Below are 16,473 nucleotides of genomic sequence, written 5' to 3' on the forward strand. Positions count from 1 at the left end.
GGCATTAACACTTTTAGTGCAGACGCATATCCAGCGTCATGGGCAGTTCGTCATTGATGGTCAGCAGCGGCACTTCCAGTTTGCCGGGGGTGTGGCCGATCCTGAAGAATCGCGCCAGGCGCCGGCTTTCCGCTTCGTTGGCGTTGACCGGCAAGGTTTCGTAGTTGCGACCACCAGGATGCGCGACATGATACTCGCAGCCGCCCAGTGAGCGCTGCATCCATGTATCAACCAGGTCGAAAACCAGCGGCGCATGCACCGGAATCGTCGGTTGCAGGCAATTGGCCGGTTGCCAGGCGCGATAACGCACGCCTGCGACGAACTCACCAACGCGACCGGTTGGCTGCAAAGGCACCGGAATGCCATTACAGGTCAGCAGATAACGCTGCGGCGGCAGGCCGTTGATTTTCACCTGCAGGCGTTCAAGGGACGAATCCACATAACGCACCGCACCGCCCGCCGCGCCTTCTTCACCCAGCACATGCCAAGGCTCCAGCGCCTGACGCAGCTCCAGTTCGATACCGCTTACCGCGTAATCGCCGACTTTCGGGAAGCGGAACTCCAGATGCGCCGCGAACCATTCGGCCCGCAGCGGATAACCTGCACTGTTCAGCTCGACGATGACGTCGGCAAAGTCTTGCTCAATGAAGTGCGGCAGCATGAAGCGATCATGCAGCTGCGTGCCCCAGCGCGCCAGCTTGGCCGGCGCGTAAGGCTCGCGCCAGAAGCGCGCGACCAGGGCGCGCAACAGCAGTTGCTGAGCCAGGCTCATGCGTGCGTGGGGCGGCATTTCGAAGGCGCGCAGCTCCAGCAGTCCCAGTCGGCCGGTTGCGCCATCGGGGGAATACAGTTTATCGACGCAGAATTCGGCGCGGTGCGTGTTACCCGTGACATCGATCAGCAGGTTACGCAGCAGGCGATCCACCAGCCACGGCGCGACTTCCTCGCCCGGTTTCGGCATCTGCGCAAAGGCGATTTCCATCTCGTACAGCGAATCGTTGCGTGCTTCGTCGACCCGTGGCGCCTGGGACGTTGGGCCAATGAACAGCCCGGAAAACAGGTACGACAGCGATGGATGGTTGTGCCAGTAACTGAGCAGGCTGCGCAGCACATCCGGACGCCGCAGGAACGGCGAGTCGGCTGGCGTGGCGCCGCCCATGACAAAGTGGTTGCCGCCACCAGTGCCGGTGTGACGCCCGTCGATCATGAATTTCTCGGTGGTCAGGCGCGTCAGACGCGCTTGTTCGTAGAGAAACTCGGTGCGCTCGACCAGCTCGTCCCAGGTGGCGGACGGCTGCACGTTGACTTCGATGACGCCCGGATCCGGCGTGATGCGAAAGTTGGCCAGACGCGGATCGCTGGGCGGCTCATAGCCTTCCAGCAATATCGGGCAACGCAGCTCTTCGGCGCTGGCCTCGACTGCGGCGACCAGTTCCAGGTAATCTTCAAGCTTCTCCAAAGGTGGCATGAACACGTACAGTCGTCCGTCCCGCGCTTCGGCACACAGCGCGGTGCGCGTCAGCCAATCGGCGGACTCGTCGATCTTCGGTATGCGTTCGGCGTTGGCGTCCGGTTGCTCGCTCAGGCCGCTGAGTTGCGACTGCACCTGCGCGCTGTCCGGCAACTCAGGGAAATCCTGGTTGTGATCGGTGGGATGGATAAACGGATATTCCGCCGCCTTGACCCACGGCTGGGAAGCCAGCGGCAGACGATAACCCAGCGCCGAATCACCCGGCACCAAGCGGCAATGGTTGTCGCGCAGGTACCAGCGACCGCTCTGCCAGCGGTCCCCGGCGGCATTGCGCGCCAATGGCAGGACCTGACCGATGATCTTGTCCAGGCCTTGGGCGAAGACTTTGCGCAACCGCGCACGCTCCAGCTCGTCACCGAGCCGGGAATCCTCGGCGCTGACGTTGACCGGCAGCGCACCTTCGCGCCACAGGTAATAGAAATTGTCTTCGTAGGCCGGGAACACAAAGCGTTCCGGCAGCTTCAGGCGCTCGGCGACGCTGGCCAGGAAGCGGCCCGCCAGTTCACCGGTCGCGCCGTAATCCTGGCTTTCATCGGCGATCAAGGCGTTGTTGTGCCAGACCGGCTGACCGTCCTTGCGCCAGAAACAGTTCAGCGACCAGCGCGGCAGTTGCTCGCCCGGATACCATTTGCCCTGGCCAAAATGCACGATGCCCAGCGGCGCGTAATGTTTGCGCATGCGCTGGAACAGCTCGGCGGACAGCTCGCGTTTTTTCGGGCCCAGCGCAGCGGTGTTCCACTCATCGCCGTCGCGATCATCAATGGACACGAACGTCGGCTCGCCGCCCATGGTCAGGCGCACATCCTCGCGAACCAGATCGCTGTCGATCTGCCGCCCGAGGGCCTGAATCGCCAGCCATTGCTCTTCGCTGTAAGGCTTGGTGACGCGCGGCGCTTCCCAGATGCGCTCCACGGACATTTCGTGCATGAACTCGGTTTCGCACGGTTCGACCAGGCCGCTGATCGGCGCGGCGGAAGAAGGCTCCGGGCTGCACGCCAACGGAATATGGCCTTCACCGGCAAACAGCCCGGACGTGGCATCCAGCCCGACCCAACCGGCGCCGGGCAGATACACCTCGCACCAGGCGTGCAGGTCGGTGAAATCCACATCGGTGCCGGACGGCCCGTCGAGGGCTTCGACGTCGGCCTTGAGCTGGATCAGGTAACCCGAGACGAAACGCGCCGCCATACCCAGATGACGCAGCAGTTGCACCAGCAACCACGCCGAGTCGCGGCAGGAGCCGGAAGCGTTCTCAAGGGTGAACTCCGGGGTTTGCACGCCGGGTTCCATGCGAATCAGGTAATCGATGTCCTGGCTCAGGCGCTGGTTCAGGCCGACCAGAAAGTCGATCGCGGGCAATGGCGTGCGGTCGATGCTCGCCAGATACGCGGCGAATCTCGGCGTCAGCGGCAGCGTTTCCAGATAGGGCGCAAGTTCGCGCTGCTCGTCGCTGGCATAGAAGAACGGGATCTTCTCGGCGTAAGGCTCAAGAAAGAAGTCGAATGGGTTGAACACCGCCATTTCGGCGACCAGATCGACTTCAACCCGCAACTCGCTGGTTTTCTCCGGGAACACCAGACGCGCCAGATAGTTGCCTTGAGGGTCTTGCTGCCAATTGATGAAGTGGTTTTCAGGCAAGACTTTCAGGGAATAGGACAAAACCCGGGTGCGACTATGAGCTGCCGGACGCAGGCGAACAATCTGCGGCCCCAGTTCCACCGCTCGGTCGTAGCGGTAATGCGTGACGTGGTGCAAGGCAATATGAATCGACACGGCGTGCCTCCTGCGAGCCTGGACGGTAATGCAACCGCGCAAGACTTATGCCATCCGGGCAAATACGGCGGTTGCGCGAGACAACGGCAGACCAAAGCACCATTAAAGCGCTCACTCTGCCCTGCGGTGCAAGCGTTGCACAGAAAAAGAGCGGGCGGAGTGAATTTTTCAAGTGTGCCAGACCGGGAGCGACCCGTAGGAGCGAATTCATTCGCGAGAAATTTGCCAGGCGTAGCAGATCTGACGTCTGCCCAGGCGCACTCCCGGATAAATCCGGTCCTACGGATCCGGTAAGGAGCGAAAATCTAATACAGCTTACAGCGCCTATTAATAACTGTAGTGAACGACAATTGAGTCTTCACCTGCGGGGGCACCTTGGTTTTTCCCGCCTTTGACCATATGTCGAAAAGTGAATCTCGCATATTTATCAAAACTATACTTATTGAAATCGTCCGTATCACCGGAAGAATTCGGCGAAATTTCACGACAGTCATCATAACCAGACCCAGCAGGTTTGGTGTAGCAAATCTGAACCCTTTCATTCATGTTGTCAGGATAATAGGTCGTCCTCCAACTGACACTCTTGAGCTTCTTCGGAGCAAAACGATGTGAGCTTGGAAAGTCAAAACTCATCATTGAAAACTGCCCCAGACCCACACCTTCTTTAGCAACTACAATTCGAGTCGGCACTGCCGACTTACTAATGGTGTTATCTGCGGCAAAACTATTCGCGGATAAAAGGGCAACGGTGATCGCTAGTGTTTTTTTCATAGGTCATTCCTTATTTTTGTGGTTGATGACCCGCAGCTTAATCAACCGCTTGATCGGTACGACATACATATGTATGCCGGATAGAAACTCTTGAGCCCTTACCAGCAAAGAATGAATGCCCGGCCTACATTTTCCCAAGCCGCTCCCATAGACTGACAAGCCGGCCCGACACTCCGGGATGGCGCTCATTGCCGGACCATTGTCGTAGTATCTCCAGTCCGCTTTTGGCTCGTACCAGTTCAAGGTGCGGGCGAACCGCCTCTCCGGTAAATTCTTCCAGCGTATAACCAAGGGCTCGCCCCTTTTCAGTGAGGCGCGTCACTCCATTTTCAGTGATGAAATCCGGATCGGGTCGTTGGATTCTTACCGTACTTGACGTTGTCATCACGTAATTATTATTTTTCCATACATAAGTAGAGAACTGATTGTCCAGAGAAGTAGCCGTATGGGCCTCAGCAGAAAACCTAGTCACGACATGCTCCAGAAAATCGAAATCCACCCAATTACCCAATGCGTGCCCCGGATCCAAGGTATATCTCAAGAACCCTTGATCAAGTCGAGTACTGGCTATTGCCGAGCCTTGCAGCATTCGGGATGCGGTGGCAGAGTCTTTTTCAGTAAAATCGACGCTCAACTGCCAACCTTGACTGTTATATTGATGGCCACTATTGAAGGTCCCCACAATACGGCCATTATCACACTGCCTGTAGTCGCCAAGATCCCCAGCGAGGGTATCAACGTAAGTCATATCAACGTTTTTATCCTGAACATAGGCATAGATATCAGAGAGCAGTTGCCTATCCTGTTTCGTGAGGTACTCCAGGCTGCTACGACCGATGTTCTTGAACATCATACCTTCCGCACCGTCCATGAATGGAGGCTCACGCCCGCCGTACAAGCGATCCAGCATTATCTGGCGGCCACGGTCATTGGTGCTGCTGTTAACGATAGAAAAGTCAGCTTGGGAAGAACGCGCAACGGTCGTTGACTCATCCGACTTGGACACCCGGGCAAACGCCGCTTCAGGCAGCAGTCCTCGGACAATCTCCATTGGGCTCGCCGCCTGTGCATAGATGACCGGCGTATCGCTTGAATCGAGAGCGATTTTGCTCAAGAGATCATCCGCGTAACCGGTCGGATACTGAGCTTGCTCGATAACGGGAAGAGACTTGAAGTGAGCAAGCGCCTCGCCGAAGAATCCAGTCATTTTTCCCGTCGAGCCGTACTCGTCCAACGCCCGCGTAGCCGCACTCTGGCGCCAGAGCTGCTCCTGTCTGGCGGTTTCCTGCCAGGCTGACACACGCTCTTCAACAGTGAACTCGCCGTGCTCAGCATAGGTAATCAGCGCAAGCTGATCCCGAGGCATACCTTCAAACGAGCGACTGTCCACGCCGCCGACGCTACCCGATAGCTCGGTTAAAACCTGCGACGCTTTTTGGCCAAGGGATTGCGGGTCAAGCGCTGCATCCCTTGTCTGCGCGCGCGCCGCAGCTGCGCCGAGCTGGCGGGCCAACAATGAAACAGAGCTGTGGGAAGGAGTTTGGCCAGTAGGGGGTTTTTCAGCAGTCGCGGGTGCTGAAGCCTGCGGTTTACCGCCCGCACTGGTGGCAACCGGCTGAGTTATCACTGGATTGTTATGACTGTTAATGATGACCACGGCGACTCTCCCTGACTTAGGCTGCTGACAGCACTCGCGCTTTCAATGAAGAAAACGAGGATAGGGATTCATCGCCTTGGTGGATTTCGGAATGGAGCAGACGCGCGTGTGAAATGTCTTAGTTCTCTGTCAGCGTCTGCTGACCTGTCGCCGTCAGGACATAAAAATCAGAACGCTGAAATGCATAACGCCAACCCGGAGGTTGGCGTTATGCATTTCAGGCAAACACTATCAGCGCGGAACAGCCGGCTTGCGCTTCGGCGGTTTCGGGCCTTTGCCCTTGGCCGCGTCAACGCGATCCTTGGCCGCTTGTTTGTTGCGGACCATCGCGGCCGCCTTGGCTTCTTCGCGTTTGTCCCACGGCTTGCTGCCATCGCTGGCGCGCGGCGGCAGGCCGGTATGCTGCGTCTGGATCAGCGTGGTCTTGGCCGCTTTAGGGCTAGCGACCTTATGACTGCCGGCTGGCGTCGAGTTCTTGCGACGTGCGCTCTGATAACCCTCTGTGGCTGGCTGATGGGCCGGAATCAGCTGATCCTTGCCCGAACCGATCAGGTCGGCACGGCCCATGCGGATCAATGCTTCGCGCAGTGTCGGCCAGCCCTTCGGATCGTGATAACGCAGGAACGCCTTGTGCAACCGACGCTGATCCTCACTCTTGACGATGGTCACCGCATCGCTCTTGTAGGTCACTTTGCGCAGCGGGTTCTTGCCGGAGTGATACATGGCGGTCGCGGTCGCCATTGGCGACGGATAGAACGCCTGCACCTGATCGGCGCGGAAACCGTTGCCCTTGAGCCACAAGGCGAGGTTCATCATGTCTTCATCGGTGGTGCCCGGGTGGGCCGCGATGAAGTAAGGAATCAGGTACTGCTCCTTGCCCGCTTCCTTGGTGTACTTCTCGAACATGCGCTTGAACTTGTCATAGCTGCCAATGCCCGGCTTCATCATCTGGTTGAGCGGACCTTCCTCGGTGTGTTCCGGGGCGATCTTCAGGTAGCCACCCACGTGGTGGGTCACCAGTTCCTTGACGTATTCCGGCGACTCGACCGCGAGGTCATAGCGCAGGCCGGAAGCAATCAGGATTTTCTTCACACCCGGCAACGCACGGGCGCTGCGGTACAGCTGAATCAGCGCCGAGTGATCGGTGTTCAGGTTTGGGCAAATCCCTGGGAACACGCAGGACGGCTTGCGGCACGCGGATTCGATTTCCGGGCTCTTGCAGGCGATGCGATACATATTCGCGGTCGGGCCACCCAAGTCGGAAATGACGCCGGTAAAGCCTGGAACCTTGTCGCGAATTTCTTCGATTTCGCGAATGATCGACTCTTCGGAACGGTTCTGGATGATGCGGCCTTCGTGCTCGGTGATCGAGCAGAAGGTACAGCCACCGAAGCAGCCACGCATGATGTTCACCGAGAAGCGAATCATGTCGTAGGCCGGGATCTTTTCCTTGCCGTACACAGGATGCGGGACACGTGCGTAAGGCATGCCGAACACGTAATCCATTTCTTCAGTGGTCATCGGAATCGGTGGCGGGTTGAACCACACGTCAACTTCGCCATGTTTCTGAACCAGTGCGCGAGCGTTGCCCGGATTGGTTTCAAGGTGCAGCACGCGGTTCGCGTGAGCATAGAGCACCGAGTCGGCACGAACTTTTTCCATGGACGGCAAACGAATGACGGTCTTGTCGCGCGTCATGCGTGGGCTGGCCAGGATCTGCACGACCTTGGCTTCGTTCGGATCTTCCACCGGCCCCTTTTCCTGCTCGATGGCGCAGGCCTGGGTGTCTTGGGTATTGACGTACGGGTTGATGATCTTGTCGACCTTGCCCGGACGGTCGATACGCGTGGAATCGACTTCGTACCAGTCTTTCGGCGTGTCACGACGAATGAACGCAGTGCCGCGCACATCGGTGATGTCTTCGATCTTGTGCCCGTAGGACAGACGCTGGGCGACTTCGACAATGGCCCGCTCGGCGTTGCCGTAGAGCAGGATATCGGCGCAGGCGTCGATCAGGATCGAGTTGCGAACCTTGTCCTGCCAGTAATCGTAATGCGCGATGCGGCGCAGCGAAGCCTCGATGCCGCCGAGCACGATCGGCACATGCTTGTAGGCTTCCTTGCAGCGCTGGCTGTAAACCAGGCTCGCGCGGTCCGGACGTTTGCCGGCCATGCCGCCCGGCGTGTAAGCGTCGTCGGAGCGGATTTTCTTGTCCGCGGTGTAGCGGTTGATCATCGAGTCCATGTTGCCCGCAGCAACGCCGAAGAACAGATTCGGCTCGCCGAGCTTCATGAAGTCGTCTTTGGACTGCCAGTTCGGCTGGGCGATGATCCCGACGCGGAAGCCTTGCGACTCCAGCAGCCGGCCAATGATCGCCATGCCAAAAGACGGGTGATCCACGTACGCATCACCGGTGACGATGATGATGTCGCAGGAATCCCAGCCAAGTTGATCCATTTCTTCCCGGCTCATCGGCAGGAAAGGCGCTGGCCCGAAACATTCGGCCCAGTACTTGGGATAGTCAAATAACGGCTTGGCTGCTTGCATGTCGATGACCGGTGTTGGTGTGCAGGAAGGCGATTCGCGTTGATAAAAATCGCGGTCGCGGAATATAGCACAAAATTTGATCAAGTCCGACGGTGGTGGTCGGAAATTGAAGACAGGGAACAGCTTGCCTGTGGGACCGGCTTTAGCCGGAAATACGTCTTCCCGGCTAAAGCCGGTCCCACATTAGTCCACAGAGAATGGTCATCTCTGTCAGACAACGAACATTACTCGTCGTCGAAGTTATAGCTGCCCGGCGCGAGGTTTTCGAAACGCGTGTACTTGCCGATGAACGCCAGGCGCGTTGTGCCGATCGGGCCGTTACGCTGCTTGCCGATGATGATTTCGGCGATGCCCTTGTGCTCGGTTTCCGGGTGGTACACCTCGTCCCGGTACACGAACATGATGACGTCGGCATCCTGCTCGATCGCTCCGGACTCCCGCAAGTCGGAGTTGATCGGGCGCTTGTTCGGGCGCTGCTCCAGGGAACGGTTGAGCTGCGAGAGCGCAACCACCGGGCAGTTGAATTCCTTGGCCAGGGCTTTCAACGAGCGGGAAATCTCGGAAATCTCGTTGGTGCGGTTATCGCCACCGGAACCTGGAATCTGCATCAATTGCAGGTAGTCGATCATGATCAGCGCGATGTCGCCGTGCTCACGCACCAATCGGCGGGTACGCGCGCGCATTTCCGAAGGGCTGATGCCCGCCGTATCGTCGATGAACAACTTGCGATCATTGAGCAGATTGACCGCCGAAGTCAGGCGCGGCCAATCGTCGTCTTCCAGGCGACCGGCGCGGACCTTGGTCTGGTCGATGCGGCCCAGCGACGAAAGCATACGCATGATCAGCGATTCGCCTGGCATCTCCAGCGAGTAGACCAGAACCGCCTTGTCGCTGCGCAGCACCGCGTTTTCCACGAGGTTCATGGCGAAGGTGGTTTTACCCATCGACGGACGACCGGCGACGATCACCAGGTCGGACGGCTGCAGGCCGCTGGTCATGCCGTCCAGATCGGTGTAACCGGTGGACAGGCCAGTAATGGCGTTATCGGTATTGAACAGGGTATCGATGCGGTCGATGGCCTTGGTCAACAGGTCGGTAACGCTGACCGGGCCGCCCGTCTTCGGCCGCGCTTCGGCGATCTGGAAGATCTGCCGCTCGGCCTCATCAAGAATCTCGGCGGCGTTGCGGCCTTCCGGGTTGAAGGCGCTGTCGGCGATTTCCGTGCTGATGCTGATCAGCTGACGCAAGGTCGCCCGCTCGCGAACGATCTGGGCATATGCCTTGATGTTGGCGACCGACGGAATGTTTTTCGCCAGTTCACTGAGGTAACCCAGACCGCCGACCTGGGAAGTCTGACCTTCCTTGTCCAGCTGTTCGGCCAAGGTGACCACGTCGATGGGCATGTTCTGATCGGCCAGACGCGCAATGGCCCGGAAGATCAAACGGTGGTCATGTCGGTAGAAATCGCCATCCGATACTTGATCGAGCACGCGTTCCCAGGCGTTGTTGTCCAGCATCAAGCCACCGAGTACTGCCTGTTCGGCCTCGATGGAATGCGGCGGCACCTTCAGGGCGGCGGTTTGCAGATCGTATTGCTCAGGTGCGGAGATATCGTTCATGACCACTCAGAATCAGGGGTTGTGAAACAACCAGGGTACAGAAAGACAAAGGGCACGACCTGAAAACAGGTCGTGCCCGATGTTAATCCTCTAGCGAGCAAGTCGCCAGATGATCACGTACTGCTTAAGCAGCTACCACAACAACGCGTACGGTTGCTTCTACGTCGCTGTGCAGGTGCACGGCTACGTCGAATTCGCCAACGTTGCGGATAGTGCCGTTCGGCAGACGAACTTCGCTTTTTGCAACTTCAACGCCAGAGGCGGTCAGTGCATCAGCGATGTCGTGGGTGCCGATCGAACCGAACAGCTTGCCTTCGTCACCGGCGGTGGCAGTGATAGTCACTTCCAGCTCAGCCAGTTGGGCAGCGCGAGTTTCGGCAGAAGCTTTTTTGTCTGCAGCCAGTTTTTCCAGCTCGGCACGACGCTCTTCGAACGCTGCAATGTTGGCAGCGGTCGCGGCGGTAGCTTTACCGTATGGCAGCAGATAGTTACGACCGTAACCGGCCTTAACATTCACTTTGTCGCCCAGGTTGCCCAGGTTGGCGACTTTTTCCAGAAGGATCAGTTGCATGTGAAAATCCTCTTAACTTTTAACCTTCACCGTTCGCAGGGCCATTACCGGCGTCTTTCGACGCCAGGCGTCCGCGAAAATCAATCAGGCTGTCGACAATGGCTAACACCACGAGCAACGGATAGATCAGCTGCATGAACACCAGCAGCGTTATGTACATCCCCACCAGCCAGAATTTGGCCAGTCGCTTTTCAGCCACCAACCCGTGCATCAGGGCCAGCCCGGCGAATACCAGCGGTACGCTGCACAACGGTGTCAACATCGCCGCCTGCGAACCGAAATTCGGTCCTACAAGCATGCACACCAGCAGCATCAACGCTGATACCAGCGGGAGTCTCACCGCGCGAAACTCGCGCCCGAAACCTCCAGGGTTGTACAACAACGCTTGCCAGTAGCGCCCGATAATCAGGCTCAGCACACTGACGATTTGCAACAAGGCCGCTATCAGGCCATTCAGGACTGGTGCAATCAATGATCCCAGGCGCGCTCGCTCCTCTACGGACATCTGATCGTAGAGACCCGAGAGCATCGCCGGCAGGTGTTTCTGCAACTCCTGCGACATCGCCTCGATGGGTTCGCGGAAAACCGCGCCCAGAATCACTGCATACAACAGACCCAGTGCCACGCTGGCCAGCAGCGTGCGGACCCATGACTCGCTGGCGCGAAGAACCATCGCCAACCCCAGCGAACCTGCCAACACCATAAAGGTGCGAGGTTCACCGAGATACCACCAGACCAAGGCCGGCAGCAGAGCCCAGGCCAGGACGCCAAAAGCGTCTCTGAACCCGCGCCGCAGAAGCACAAGGCAACCTGCAGCAGCACTCAACCAGAACAACAACGGCAATGCCGCACAACCAACCACTACGAGAGTGGCCTGCACGCGGCCGCGCATGATGAATTCAGCCATGGCGCGCATGCGTCTATCCCTTACTACTTATGTCGACTGCCCGGTCTCAGCGGCCGTGGCTGTCGGTGTAGGCCAGCAGGGCCAGGAAGCGGGCACGCTTGATAGCGGTGGCCAGCTGACGCTGATAACGTGCTTTTGTACCAGTGATACGGCTTGGAACGATTTTGCCGGTCTCGGATACGTATGCTTTCAGCGTGTTGAGATCTTTGTAATCGATCTCCTTCACGTCTTCAGCGGTGAAGCGGCAGAATTTACGACGACGGAAGAAACGTGCCATGTAATTGGCTCCTCAAAAGGTCCGTGGATTACTCGTCAGCGTTATCGCTGGCGTCGCTGTTGTCACCATCATCGCCATCGGCGCTGTCGGAGTGCTCAGGACGGTCACGACGCTCACGGCGCTCGCTGCGGTTTTCTTCGGCCTTGAGCATCTCGGACTGACCAGTTACGGCTTCGTCGCGACGGATGACCAGGTTACGGATCACGGCATCGTTGTAACGGAAGTTGTCTTCCAGTTCAGCCAAGGCCTTACCGGTGCATTCAACGTTCAGCATCACGTAGTGAGCCTTGTGAACATTGTTGATTGCATAGGCCAGTTGACGACGGCCCCAATCTTCCAGACGGTGGATTTTGCCGCCGTCTTCTTCGATCAGCTTGGTATAACGCTCAACCATGCCGCCGACTTGCTCGCTTTGATCCGGGTGGACCAAAAAGATGATTTCGTAATGACGCATGAATGCTCCTTACGGGTTGTAGCCTGCCGCCTCAAAAGCGGTCAGACAAGGAGTGAATGACACTGTTAGTCTTGCTCAGGGTCAGGCACATGAGCGCCTGCCGTGACAGCAAGGGGCGCAATTGTAGAGAAGGGGATGCGGGGGCGCAAGGCAATTGGTGAATATTTGAACAGATGCCATCCACCCCCAGAACCGACTGTGGGAGCGAGCTTGCTCGCGAAGAGGCCAGCACCTCCAAAAATATCCGGAAGCTGAACCAGGGTCTTCGCGAGCAAGCTCGCTCCCACAAGGCGTATCGGTGAATCAGGCTTTTTTGCTGGCCGCTTTCACGCTGCGCTGACGCATCGCTTCAAACAGGCAAACGCCGGTCGCCACCGAAACGTTCAGGCTGCTGACGCTGCCCGCCATCGGCAGGCGCACCAGGTAATCGCAGTGCTCGCGTGTCAGGCGGCGCATGCCTTTACCTTCGGCACCCATGATCAGGATGGTCGGACCGGTGAGATCCTGCTGATACAACTCTTGCTCAGCCTCCCCCGCCGTACCGACAACCCAGAGCCCACGCTGCTGGAGTTTTTCCAGGGTGCGCGCCAGGTTGGTGACGGCGACCAGGGGAATCACTTCCGCAGCGCCGCAAGCGACTTTTCGCACGACCGGCGTCAAGGTTGCCGACTTGTCCTTTGGCACCAGCACCGCCAGTGCACCGGCCGCATCGGCAGTACGCAGGCAAGCGCCAAGGTTGTGTGGATCGGTCACGCCGTCGAGTACCAGAATCAGCGGTGCGCCTTCGGTGCGATCCAGCAGCTCGTCGAGCATCGCTTCACCCCAGACCTGGCTCGGACTGACTTCAGCGACAACGCCCTGGTGCACGCCTTCGACCCAGACGTCCATTTCGCGACGTTCTGCCTGACCGACAGATACCCGATTCTGATTCGCCAGCTCCAGCAAAACCTGAACACGAGGATCGTTGCGACCTTCAGCCAGCCAGACTTGCTTAACCCGCTTCGGGTGATGACGCAACAACGCTTCTACGGCATGTACGCCGTAGATTTTTTCCAGCTGACTCATGACTTGGCCTTAGGTTTACGCACTCCGCCGCTTTTCGCAGCCGGAGCAGAACCCGCTTTTGGCGGGCCTTTACGGTGTTTGCCGGATTTCGCCGGCTTGCCGGAACCACCCGGGGCAGAATGACTCGGAGCAGAGCCCGAGTTACTCGACTTTCCCGACGATGCCTTGCTACCGCCTTTCGCTTCTGCCAACAAGGCCTGCTTCAATTCACGACTTTTGCGCACTTCGGCGTTTTTCGCGGCGGCATCGCTTGGGCGATAAGCTTCGGACTCAGCCTTGGCTTTAGCCTTGACCGGACGTTTGCTCGCGGCCTTGGACGGAGCGGCGGACTGCTTTTCAGCAGGCGCTGGCGTGGTTTCGGTACTGCCGCGACGTTTGCGACCAATCGGTGCGGTAATCGTCTTCTCGGCCATTTCGAAGTCGATCTTGCGTTCGTCAAGATCGACGCGCATGACCCGCACTTCGACGGTATCGCCAAGACGGAAGCTGCGGCCGGTGCGCTCGCCCGCCAGGCGGTGATGCACAGGGTCGAAGTGGTAGTAATCGCCCGGCAGCGCCGTGACGTGCACCAGACCTTCAACGTAGATATCCGTCAGTTCGACGAACAGGCCGAAGCCTGTCACCGCAGTGATCACGCCAGGGAACGACTCACCCACGCGATCCTTCATGAACTCGCATTTGAGCCAGTTTACGACGTCACGAGTGGCTTCATCGGCACGACGCTCGCTCATTGAGCATTGTTCGCCCAACTGCTCCAGCGCAGCTTCGTCGTACGGATAGATGCGCGCCTTCGGAATAGTCATCGCACCGGCGCGACGCACGTGTGGCGTATCTTGCTTGGAGCGAATCACGCTGCGGATTGCGCGGTGCGTGAGCAAGTCAGGGTAACGACGGATCGGCGAGGTGAAGTGCGTGTACGCCTCGTAATTCAGACCGAAGTGACCGTGGTTGTCCGAGCTGTAAACCGCCTGACTCAGGGAACGCAGCATGACGGTCTGGATCAGGTGATAGTCCGGACGACCGCGAACGGTTTCCAGCAACGCCTGATAATCCTTCGGTGAAGGACCATCCTTGCCCTTGTGCAGCGACAGGCCCAGCTCGCCGAGGAAGGCACGAAGTTTTTCCAGACGCTCCGGCGGCGGACCATCGTGGACGCGATACAGCGCAGGAATCTCATGCTTCTTGAGGAATTCGGCGGTGGCCACGTTGGCGGCCAGCATGCATTCCTCGATCAGCTTGTGCGCATCGTTGCGGGTCGTCGGACGAATCTCGGCGATCTTGCGTTCGGTGCCGAAGATGATCCGGGTTTCCTGGGTTTCGAAGTCAATCGCACCCCGGACATGACGCGCCGCCAGCAATACCTTGTACAGCGCATACAGCTGCTTGAGGTGTGGCAACACGTCAGGGTATTCGCCACGAAGCTGACGCGCTTCCGTGGTTTTCGGCTGTTCCAGCATCGAGCTGACCTTGTTGTAGGTCAGGCGCGCATGGGAGTGAATGACCGCTTCGTAGAACACGTAGTCGGTCATTTCGCCAGTCTTGGAGATGGTCATTTCGCAGACCATGGCCAGACGATCAACATGCGGATTCAGCGAGCACAAGCCGTTGGACAGCTGCTCAGGCAGCATCGGTACAACGCGCTCAGGGAAGTACACCGAGTTGCCGCGCACTTGCGATTCTGCATCCAGCGCCGAACCGATCTTCACGTAGCTCGACACATCGGCGATGGCCACGTAGAGCTTCCAGCCACCGGAGAACAAGCGCAGCTTGCCCGGTTTGGCTTCGCAGAAGACCGCATCGTCGAAGTCGCGCGCATCTTCGCCGTCAATGGTGACGAACGGCAGATGGCGCAGGTCGACGCGGTTCTCTTTGTCCTTGTCTTCGACTTCAGGCTTGAGCTTGGCCGCTTCCTTGAGGACAGCTTCCGGCCAGACGTGGGGAATGTCGTAAGTACGCAGCGCGACATCAATTTCCATGCCGGGCGCCATGTAATTGCCCACCACTTCAACGATGTCACCTTGCGGCTGGAAGCGCGGCGTCGGCCAGTGAGTGATCTTCACTTCGACGAACTGACCGATCTGGGCATTGTTGTTGCGGCCCGGCGTCACCAGCACTTCCTGCTGGATCTTCGGGTTGTCCGGAATCACGAAGCCGATGCCGCTCTCTTCGAAATAGCGACCCACCACGGTTTCGTGAGCACGGGAGATCACTTCGACGATCACACCTTCGCGGCGGCCGCGACGATCCAGACCCGATACCCGCGCCAATGCGCGGTCACCGTCAAACACCAGACGCATCTGCGCCGGGCTCATGAACAGGTCGTCGGTGCCATCATCAGGGATCAGGAAGCCGAAGCCATCACGGTGGCCGCTGATGCGACCCAGGATCAGATCCAGCTTGTCCACTGGCGCATACGTGCCACGGCGGGTGTAGATCAGTTGCGCATCGCGCTCCATGGCGCGCAAGCGGCGGCGCAGGGCTTCGAACTGATCTTCAGTAGTGAGACCGAATTCTTCAACCAGCTGCTCGCGACTCGCTGGCGAACCACGGTCAGCCAGATGTTTGAGAATCAGCTCACGGCTGGGAATAGGGTTTTCATATTTTTCCGCTTCACGAGCGGCCTCGGGATCGAGGGACTGCCAATCGGCCATTAGAGAGTTTTCACCTTGTCTATATGCGGTTAGTTTGGCATACGCGTATTGAAACGGGAAATTTCAGACTCAGACAGCGCTAGAAAGCCACTGACAGAGGGTAAAAAGCGCCACCTGCAGATTTTTTACGATTTTTCGACAACAGGGGCTTTACAGTTAAAAACCCGCTCCGTATAGTGCGCGCCATCGATACGGTGACGTATTCGGTACTGCCCAGATGGTGAAATTGGTAGACACGCCAGCTTCAGGTGCTGGTGACCGCAAGGTCGTGGAAGTTCGAGTCTTCTTCTGGGCACCAATTCAGAGTCAGAGATTACAGCAATCTTCTGAGCCTCACAAAAACCCGCGAAAGCGGGTTTTTGCATTTCAGGGTTTTGGTTTACTGCTTTTTATTTCCAGAAGCGGGAAAAGCATTTATTAAAACCAAAACAGGGGTTTACAGATTAAAACACCCTCCGTATAGTGCGCCCCATCAACGGCGAACATTGCTGCTGATACTGCCCAGATGGTGAAATTGGTAGACACGCCAGCTTCAGGTGCTGGTGACCGCAAGGTCGTGGAAGTTCGAGTCTTCTTCTGGGCACCAATTCAAACAAAACCGAGCCTTGTGCTCGGTTTTGTGCTTTCTGGCTGTTGGAGCGAGCGCGCGG

At 58.0% G+C, this 16,473-nt stretch carries 11 protein-coding genes and 2 tRNA genes; 2 read left to right on the forward strand and 11 right to left on the reverse strand.

Annotated features, from left to right (window positions below):
* Window positions 1-13 precede the first annotated feature (13 nt).
* From AFK24_RS14565 to rnr, 11 genes are all read right to left on the reverse strand, one after another.
* Window positions 14-3,304, reverse strand: a complete 3,291-nt coding sequence (locus AFK24_RS14565) for a DUF2126 domain-containing protein (protein ID WP_065833874.1) — start codon at window positions 3,302-3,304, stop codon at window positions 14-16.
* Window positions 3,305-3,631: 327 nt separating this feature from the next.
* On the reverse strand, window positions 3,632-4,075 hold the full coding sequence (locus tag AFK24_RS14570) for a hypothetical protein (RefSeq protein ID WP_065833875.1): 444 nt from the start codon (window positions 4,073-4,075) through the stop codon (window positions 3,632-3,634).
* 124 nt (window positions 4,076-4,199) lie between these two features.
* Window positions 4,200-5,732 (reverse strand): hypothetical protein, encoded by a 1,533-nt coding sequence (locus AFK24_RS14575; protein WP_065833876.1) that lies wholly within the window; start codon window positions 5,730-5,732, stop codon window positions 4,200-4,202.
* Between the two features lie 231 nt (window positions 5,733-5,963).
* On the reverse strand, window positions 5,964-8,279 hold the full coding sequence (locus AFK24_RS14580) for a YgiQ family radical SAM protein (protein WP_065833877.1): 2,316 nt from the start codon (window positions 8,277-8,279) through the stop codon (window positions 5,964-5,966).
* A gap of 224 nt (window positions 8,280-8,503) precedes the next feature.
* On the reverse strand, window positions 8,504-9,898 hold the full coding sequence (gene dnaB, locus AFK24_RS14585; RefSeq protein WP_020293666.1) for a replicative DNA helicase: 1,395 nt from the start codon (window positions 9,896-9,898) through the stop codon (window positions 8,504-8,506).
* A gap of 124 nt (window positions 9,899-10,022) precedes the next feature.
* Window positions 10,023-10,469 (reverse strand): 50S ribosomal protein L9, encoded by a 447-nt coding sequence (gene rplI, locus AFK24_RS14590; RefSeq protein ID WP_020293665.1) that lies wholly within the window; start codon window positions 10,467-10,469, stop codon window positions 10,023-10,025.
* A gap of 19 nt (window positions 10,470-10,488) precedes the next feature.
* Window positions 10,489-11,385 carry a hypothetical protein gene (locus AFK24_RS14595; protein WP_065833878.1) on the reverse strand — a complete coding sequence of 299 codons (897 nt, stop codon included), beginning with the start codon at window positions 11,383-11,385 and terminating at the stop codon, window positions 10,489-10,491.
* A gap of 37 nt (window positions 11,386-11,422) precedes the next feature.
* Complete coding sequence (rpsR, locus tag AFK24_RS14600) at window positions 11,423-11,653, reverse strand: 30S ribosomal protein S18 (protein ID WP_002551829.1); 231 nt, start codon at window positions 11,651-11,653, stop codon at window positions 11,423-11,425.
* Window positions 11,654-11,681: 28 nt separating this feature from the next.
* Complete coding sequence (gene rpsF, locus AFK24_RS14605) at window positions 11,682-12,107, reverse strand: 30S ribosomal protein S6 (RefSeq protein ID WP_020293663.1); 426 nt, start codon at window positions 12,105-12,107, stop codon at window positions 11,682-11,684.
* A gap of 303 nt (window positions 12,108-12,410) precedes the next feature.
* Window positions 12,411-13,172 carry a 23S rRNA (guanosine(2251)-2'-O)-methyltransferase RlmB gene (gene rlmB / locus AFK24_RS14610; protein ID WP_065833879.1) on the reverse strand — a complete coding sequence of 254 codons (762 nt, stop codon included), beginning with the start codon at window positions 13,170-13,172 and terminating at the stop codon, window positions 12,411-12,413.
* Window positions 13,169-15,823 carry a ribonuclease R gene (gene rnr, locus AFK24_RS14615; RefSeq protein ID WP_065833880.1) on the reverse strand — a complete coding sequence of 885 codons (2,655 nt, stop codon included), beginning with the start codon at window positions 15,821-15,823 and terminating at the stop codon, window positions 13,169-13,171. Before rnr ends, rlmB begins: the two co-directional genes overlap by 4 nt.
* Window positions 15,824-16,034: 211 nt before the next feature.
* On the opposite strand from rnr, the gene AFK24_RS14620 reads away from it, so the two are divergent.
* A tRNA-Leu gene (locus AFK24_RS14620) sits at window positions 16,035-16,121 on the forward strand.
* 201 nt (window positions 16,122-16,322) lie between these two features.
* Window positions 16,323-16,409, forward strand: a tRNA-Leu gene (locus AFK24_RS14625).
* Window positions 16,410-16,473: the final 64 nt, after the last annotated feature.

The sequence above is a fragment of the Pseudomonas syringae genome (assembly GCF_001698815.1).
Lineage (GTDB): Bacteria > Pseudomonadota > Gammaproteobacteria > Pseudomonadales > Pseudomonadaceae > Aquipseudomonas > Aquipseudomonas syringae_A.

Coding starts and splice junctions, on each gene's coding strand:
- rpsR (WP_002551829.1), bottom strand. CDS start 11,653: ATGGCACGTTTCTTCCGTCGTCGTAAATTCTGCCGCTTCACCGCTGAA.
- rpsF (WP_020293663.1), bottom strand. CDS start 12,107: ATGCGTCATTACGAAATCATCTTTTTGGTCCACCCGGATCAAAGCGAG.
- AFK24_RS14595 (WP_065833878.1), bottom strand. CDS start 11,385: ATGCGCGCCATGGCTGAATTCATCATGCGCGGCCGCGTGCAGGCCACT.
- dnaB (WP_020293666.1), bottom strand. CDS start 9,898: ATGAACGATATCTCCGCACCTGAGCAATACGATCTGCAAACCGCCGCC.
- AFK24_RS14570 (WP_065833875.1), bottom strand. CDS start 4,075: ATGAAAAAAACACTAGCGATCACCGTTGCCCTTTTATCCGCGAATAGT.
- AFK24_RS14580 (WP_065833877.1), bottom strand. CDS start 8,279: ATGCAAGCAGCCAAGCCGTTATTTGACTATCCCAAGTACTGGGCCGAA.
- rnr (WP_065833880.1), bottom strand. CDS start 15,823: ATGGCCGATTGGCAGTCCCTCGATCCCGAGGCCGCTCGTGAAGCGGAA.
- rplI (WP_020293665.1), bottom strand. CDS start 10,469: ATGCAACTGATCCTTCTGGAAAAAGTCGCCAACCTGGGCAACCTGGGC.
- rlmB (WP_065833879.1), bottom strand. CDS start 13,172: ATGAGTCAGCTGGAAAAAATCTACGGCGTACATGCCGTAGAAGCGTTG.